Source organism: Streptococcus sp. 20925_1_69, from assembly GCF_041432365.1.
GTDB lineage: Bacteria > Bacillota > Bacilli > Lactobacillales > Streptococcaceae > Streptococcus.
Genome location: NZ_JAPVZL010000008.1, coordinates 93,700 through 100,153 on the forward strand (window position 1 = coordinate 93,700; position 6,454 = coordinate 100,153).

Sequence of the window (6,454 nt, forward strand, 5' to 3'; positions counted from 1 at the left end):
AAAAATGGTACAATAATAAGTTGAGGTAATAAGGATGAGATTAGACAAATATTTAAAAGTATCGCGAATTATCAAGCGTCGTACAGTCGCAAAGGAAGTAGCTGATAAAGGTAGAATCAAGGTGAATGGAATCTTGGCCAAAAGTTCAACGGATTTGAAAGTTAATGATCAAGTTGAAATTCGTTTTGGAAATAAGTTGCTACTTGTAAAAGTACTAGAGATGAAAGATAGTACAAAAAAAGAAGATGCAGCAGGCATGTATGAAATTATCAGTGAAACACGGGTAGAAGAAAATGTCTAAAAATATCGTACAATTGAATAATTCTTTTATTCAAAATGAACACCAACGTCGTCGCTATCTGATGAAAGAACGACAAAAACGGAATCGTTTCATGGGTTGGGTATTGATTTTGATTATGCTGTTATTTATCTTGCCAACTTTTAATTTAGCGCAGAGTTATCAGCAATTACTCCAAAGACGTCAGCAATTATCAGACTTGCAAACTCAGTATCAAACTTTGAGTGATGAAAAGGATAAGGAGACAGCATTTGCTACTAAGTTGAAAGACGAGGACTATGCTGCCAAATATACACGAGCGAAGTACTATTATTCTAAGTCGAGGGAAATAGTTTATACGATTCCTGACTTGCTTCAAAGGTGATAAAATGGAAAATTTATTAGACGTAATAGAGCAATTTTTGAGTTTATCAGATGAAAAGCTGGAAGAATTGGCTGATAAAAATCAATTATTGCGTTTACAAGAAGAAAAGGAAAGGAAGAATGCGTAAATTTTTAATTATTTTGTTGCTACCAAGTTTTTTGACCATTTCAAAAGTCGTTAGCACAGAAAAAGAAGTCGTCTATACTTCGAAAGAAATTTATTACCTTTCACAATCTGACTTTGGTATTTATTTTAGAGAAAAATTAAGTTCTCCCATGGTTTATGGAGAGGTTCCTGTTTATGCGAATGAAGATTTAGTAGTGGAATCTGGAAAATTGACTCCCCAAACAAGTTTTCAAATAACCGAGTGGCGCTTAAATAAACAAGGAATTCCGGTATTTAAGCTATCAAATCATCAATTTATAGCTGCGGACAAACGATCTTTATATGATCAATCAGAGGTAACTCCAACAATAAAAAAAGTATGGTTAGAATCTGATTTTAAACTGTACAATAGTCCTTATGACTTAAAAGAAGTGAAATCATCCTTATCAGCTTATTCGCAAGTATCAATCGACAAGACCATGTTTGTAGAAGGAAGAGAATTTCTACATATTGATCAGGTTGGATGGGTAGCTAAAGAATCAACTTCTGAAGAAGATAATCGGATGAGTAAAGTTCAAGAAATGTTATCTGAAAAATATCAGAAGGATTCATTCTCTATTTATGTTAAGCAACTGACTACTGGAAAAGAAGCTGGTATCAATCAAGATGAAAAGATGTATGCAGCTAGTGTTTTGAAACTCCCTTATCTTTATTATACGCAAGAAAAAATAAATGAGGGTCTTTATCAGTTAGATACGACTGTAAAATATGTATCTGCAGTCAATGATTTTCCAGGTTCTTATAAACCAGAGGGAAGTGGTAGTCTTCCTAAAAAAGAGGATAATAAAGAGTATTCTCTCAAGGACTTAATCACAAAAGTATCTAAAGAATCTGATAATGTAGCTCATAATATATTGGGTTATTACATTTCAAACCAATCTGATGCCACATTCAAATCCAAGATGTCTGCCATTATGGGAGATGATTGGGATCCAAAAGAAAAATTGATTTCTTCCAAGATGGCCGGGAAGGCCATGGAAGCTATTTATAATCAAAATGGATTTGTGCTAGAGTCTTTGACTAAAACAGATTTTGATAATCAGCGAATTGCTAAAGGTGTTTCTGTGAAGGTAGCTCATAAAATTGGGGATGCGGACGAATTTAAGCATGATACAGGTGTTGTCTACGCAGATTCTCCATTTATTCTTTCTATTTTCACTAAGAATTCTGATTATGATACAATTTCTCAGATAGCCAAGGATGTTTATGAGGTTCTAAAATGAGAGAACAAGATTTTTTAAATCATTTTCTCAAGAAGGAATATTTCAAAAAACATGCTAAGGTGGTGCTAGCTCTTTCTGGTGGATTAGATTCTATGTTTCTATTTAAGGTATTATCTACGTATCAAAAAGAGTTAGAAATTGAATTGATTCTAGCTCATGTGAATCATAAGCAGAGAGTAGAATCAGATTGGGAAGAAAAGGAATTAAGGAAGTTGGCTGCTGAAGCAGAGCTTCCTATTTATATCAGCAATTTTTCAGGAGAATTTTCAGAAGCGCGTGCACGAAATTTTCGTTATGATTTTTTTCAAGAGGTCATGAAAAAGACAGGTGCGACAGCTTTAGTTACTGCCCACCATGCTGATGATCAGGTGGAAACGATTTTGATGCGTTTGATTCGAGGCACTCGTTTGCGCTATCTATCAGGAATTAAGGAGAAGCAAGTAGTCGGAGAGATAGAAATTATTCGTCCCTTCTTGCGTTTTCAGAAAAAAGACTTTCCGCCAATTTTTCACTTTGAAGATATATCAAATAAGGAAAATCATTATTTTCGCAATCGTATTCGAAACTCTTACTTACCAGAATTAGAAAAAGAAAATCCTCGATTTAGAGATGCAATATTAAATATTGGACGTGAGATTTTGGATTATGACTTAGCCATAGCTGAATTATCAAAGAATATTGATGTAGAAAATGTAGAGCAGCTATTGTCTTACTCTGAGTCCACACAAAGAGTTTTACTTCAAACTTATCTGAATCGTTTTCCAGATTTGAATCTTACAAAAGCTCAGTTTGATGAAGTTCGACAGATTTTAAAAACTAAAAGCCAGTATCGTCATCCGATTAAAAATGGTTATGAATTAGTAAAAGAGTATCAACAGTTTCAGATTTGTAAAATCAGTCCTCAGGCTGATGAAAAGGAAGATGAACTTGTGTTACACTATCAAAATCAGGCTACTTATCAAGGATACACATTTTCCTTTGGACTTCCTTTAGAAGGTGAATCAATTCAACAAATACCTGTTTCACGAGAAACATCAATACTCATTCGTCCTCGAAAAACAGGAGATGTTTTGATTCTAAATGGGCATAGAAAAAAACTCAGACGTCTATTTATTGATTTAAAAATCCCTATGGAAAAGCGAAAATCTGCTCTGATTATTGAGCAATTTGGTGAAATTGTTTCAATTTTGGGAATTGCGACCAGTAATTTGAGTAAAAACACGAAAAATGATATAATGAACACTGTACTTTATATAGAAAAAATAGATAGGTAAAAAAATGTTAGAAAACGATATTAAAAAAATCCTCGTTTCACACGATGAAATTACAGAAGCTGCTAAAAAATTAGGTGCTCAATTAACTAAGGACTATGCAGGAAAAAATCCAATCTTAGTTGGGATTTTAAAAGGATCTATTCCTTTTATGGCTGAATTGGTTAAACATATCGACACACATATTGAAATGGACTTCATGATGGTTTCTAGCTACCATGGTGGAACAGCAAGTAGTGGTGTCATCAATATCAAGCAAGATGTGACTCAAGATATCAAAGGAAGACATGTTCTATTTGTAGAAGATATCATTGATACAGGTCAAACTTTGAAGAATTTGCGAGATATGTTTATTGAAAGAGAAGCAGCTTCTGTTAACATTGCAACCTTGTTGGATAAACCAGAGGGACGTGTTGTAGCAATTGAGGCAGACTATACCTGCTTTACTATTCCAAATGAGTTTGTAGTAGGTTATGGTTTAGATTACAAAGAAAATTATCGTAACCTTCCTTATGTTGGAGTATTGAAAGAAGAAGTATATTCAAATTAGAAGGAACAATTTTTAATGAAAAAACAAAATAATGGTTTAATTAAAAATCCTTTTCTATGGTTATTACTTATTTTTCTGCTAGTTACAGGTTACCAGTATTTTAGCACAGGTAGTGTTGCAGGGAAAAGTGAGCAAATTAATTATACAGAATTGGTAAAAGAAATTACCGATGACAATGTAAAAGAATTAACTTACCAACCAAATGGTAGTGTTATCGAAGTTTCGGGTGTTTATAAAAATCCTAAAACAAGTAAAGAAGAAACAGGTATCCAGTTCTTTTCTCCTTCTGCTACAACAGTAGAGAAATTTTCAAGTATTATTCTTCCTTCAGATACTACAGTATCAGAATTGCAAAAACTTGCTTCTGACCATAAGGCGGAAGTAACTGTTAAGCATGAAAGTTCGAGTGGTATGTGGATTAATATTCTTGTATCCATTGTGCCATTCGGTATTCTATTCTTCTTTCTATTCTCTATGATGGGAAATATGGGAGGAAATAATAGCCGTAACCCAATGAGTTTTGGACGTAGTAAGGCTAAAGCCGCAAATAAAGAAGATATTAAAGTAAGATTTTCAGATGTTGCTGGAGCTGAGGAAGAAAAACAAGAACTAGTTGAAGTTGTTGAGTTCTTAAAAGATCCAAAACGATTCACAAAACTTGGAGCCCGTATTCCAGCAGGTGTTCTTTTGGAGGGACCTCCAGGAACAGGTAAGACCTTGCTTGCCAAAGCAGTCGCCGGAGAAGCAGGTGTTCCATTCTTTAGTATCTCAGGTTCTGACTTTGTAGAAATGTTTGTCGGAGTTGGAGCTAGTCGTGTTCGTTCTCTTTTTGAAGATGCCAAAAAAGCAGCACCAGCTATTATCTTTATCGATGAAATTGATGCTGTTGGACGTCAACGTGGAGTCGGTCTCGGCGGAGGTAATGACGAACGTGAACAAACCTTGAACCAACTTTTGATTGAGATGGATGGTTTTGAGGGAAATGAAGGGATTATCGTCATCGCTGCGACAAACCGTTCAGATGTACTTGATCCTGCCCTTTTGCGTCCAGGACGTTTTGATAGAAAAGTATTGGTTGGCCGTCCTGATGTTAAAGGTCGTGAAGCAATCTTGAAAGTTCACGCTAAGAACAAGCCTTTAGCAGAAGATGTTGATTTGAAATTAGTGGCTCAACAAACTCCAGGTTTTGTTGGTGCTGATTTAGAGAATGTATTGAATGAAGCAGCCTTGGTTGCCGCTCGTCGTAATAAATCGATAATTGATGCTTCAGACATTGATGAAGCAGAAGATAGAGTTATTGCTGGTCCTTCTAAGAAAGATAAGACAGTTTCACAAAAAGAACGTGAATTGGTTGCCTATCATGAGGCAGGACATACCATTGTTGGTCTAGTCTTATCGAATGCCCGCGTTGTCCATAAGGTTACAATTGTACCAAGAGGTCGTGCAGGTGGCTATATGATTGCACTTCCTAAGGAAGACCAAATGCTTTTATCTAAAGAAGATATGAAAGAGCAATTGGCTGGCTTAATGGGTGGACGTGTAGCTGAAGAAATTATCTTTAATGTCCAAACGACAGGAGCTTCAAACGACTTTGAACAGGCGACACAAATGGCGCGTACAATGGTTACAGAATACGGTATGAGTGAAAAGCTTGGCCCAGTACAATATGAAGGAAACCATGCTATGTTTGGTGCACAGAGTCCTCAAAAATCAATTTCAGAACAAACAGCTTATGAAATTGACGAAGAGGTTCGTTCATTATTGAATGAAGCACGAAATAAAGCTGCTGAAATTATTCAGTCAAATCGTGAAACTCACAAGTTGATTGCAGAAGCATTATTGAAATACGAAACATTGGATAGTACACAAATTAAATCTCTTTACGAAACAGGAAAGATGCCTGAAACAGTAGAAGAGGAATCTCATGCATTATCTTATGATGAAGTGAAGTCAAAAATGAATGACGAAAAATAACCCCGAGAGAGGCCCGTCCTCTCTTTTTTGTGCATTTGAAACGGTGAAGAGAACAGAATGGAGAAAATGTCACAAACGATGTTTCGAATCTGTTAGACTGTATCTAGAAAGGGGAAGACTATGCTTAAAAAAATGTATGAAGAAGTCCAAGGAATTGTATACAAGTGTAGAAAGGAATATTACCTTCATTTGTGGGAGTTATCGGACTGGGACCAAGAGGGAATGATTTGCTTACATGAATTGATCAGTAGAGAAGAAGGGCTTGTAGAAGATATCCCACGCTTACGTAAATATTTCAAAACAAAATTCCGGAATCGAATTCTAGATTATCTCCGTAAACAAGAAAGTCAAAAACGAAGATATGATAAAGAGCTTTATGAAGAAGTGGGTGAGATAAGTCATCGTATAAGTGAGGGAGGACTCTGGCTAGATGACTATTATCTCTTTCATGAAACACTAAGAGATTATAGAAGTAAACAAACTAAAGAGCAACAAGAAGAGTTAGAACGCGTCTTAAGAGATGAACGCTTCCGAGGACGTCAAAGAGTGTTAAGGGACTTGCGTATTGTGTTTAAAGAGTTTGACATCCGTACTCATTAGGAATTCATG

Annotated in this window: 8 protein-coding genes; all 8 read left to right on the forward strand. The window is 35.5% G+C overall.

Annotated features, from left to right (window positions below):
* Positions 1-34: 34 nt before the first annotated feature.
* The 8 genes from O3601_RS06860 (at position 35) to O3601_RS06895 (ending at position 6,445) form a co-directional block, all read left to right on the forward strand.
* Positions 35-301, forward strand: a complete 267-nt coding sequence (locus O3601_RS06860) for an RNA-binding S4 domain-containing protein (protein ID WP_001234978.1) — start codon at positions 35-37, stop codon at positions 299-301.
* Entirely contained in the window at positions 294-662 is a 369-nt protein-coding gene (locus tag O3601_RS06865; protein ID WP_261033777.1) for a septum formation initiator family protein, read from the forward strand. The genes O3601_RS06860 and O3601_RS06865 overlap by 8 nt, the downstream gene beginning before the upstream one ends.
* Before the next feature lie 4 nt (positions 663-666).
* Entirely contained in the window at positions 667-789 is a 123-nt protein-coding gene (locus tag O3601_RS06870) for an SP_0009 family protein (RefSeq protein WP_000429334.1), read from the forward strand.
* Complete coding sequence (locus tag O3601_RS06875) at positions 782-2,050, forward strand: class A beta-lactamase-related serine hydrolase (RefSeq protein ID WP_261026261.1); 1,269 nt, start codon at positions 782-784, stop codon at positions 2,048-2,050. Before O3601_RS06870 ends, O3601_RS06875 begins: the two co-directional genes overlap by 8 nt.
* On the forward strand, positions 2,047-3,324 hold the full coding sequence (tilS, locus tag O3601_RS06880; protein ID WP_371471993.1) for a tRNA lysidine(34) synthetase TilS: 1,278 nt from the start codon (positions 2,047-2,049) through the stop codon (positions 3,322-3,324). The genes O3601_RS06875 and tilS overlap by 4 nt, the downstream gene beginning before the upstream one ends.
* Before the next feature lie 4 nt (positions 3,325-3,328).
* Positions 3,329-3,871, forward strand: a complete 543-nt coding sequence (gene hpt, locus O3601_RS06885; protein WP_371471994.1) for a hypoxanthine phosphoribosyltransferase — start codon at positions 3,329-3,331, stop codon at positions 3,869-3,871.
* A gap of 15 nt (positions 3,872-3,886) precedes the next feature.
* The gene (gene ftsH / locus O3601_RS06890; protein WP_371471995.1) at positions 3,887-5,845 is read left to right on the forward strand and encodes an ATP-dependent zinc metalloprotease FtsH; all 1,959 of its coding nucleotides are present in this window, start codon (positions 3,887-3,889) and stop codon (positions 5,843-5,845) included.
* Positions 5,846-5,965: 120 nt separating this feature from the next.
* Positions 5,966-6,445 carry a sigma-70 family RNA polymerase sigma factor gene (locus tag O3601_RS06895; RefSeq protein ID WP_371471998.1) on the forward strand — a complete coding sequence of 160 codons (480 nt, stop codon included), beginning with the start codon at positions 5,966-5,968 and terminating at the stop codon, positions 6,443-6,445.
* Positions 6,446-6,454 lie beyond the last annotated feature (9 nt).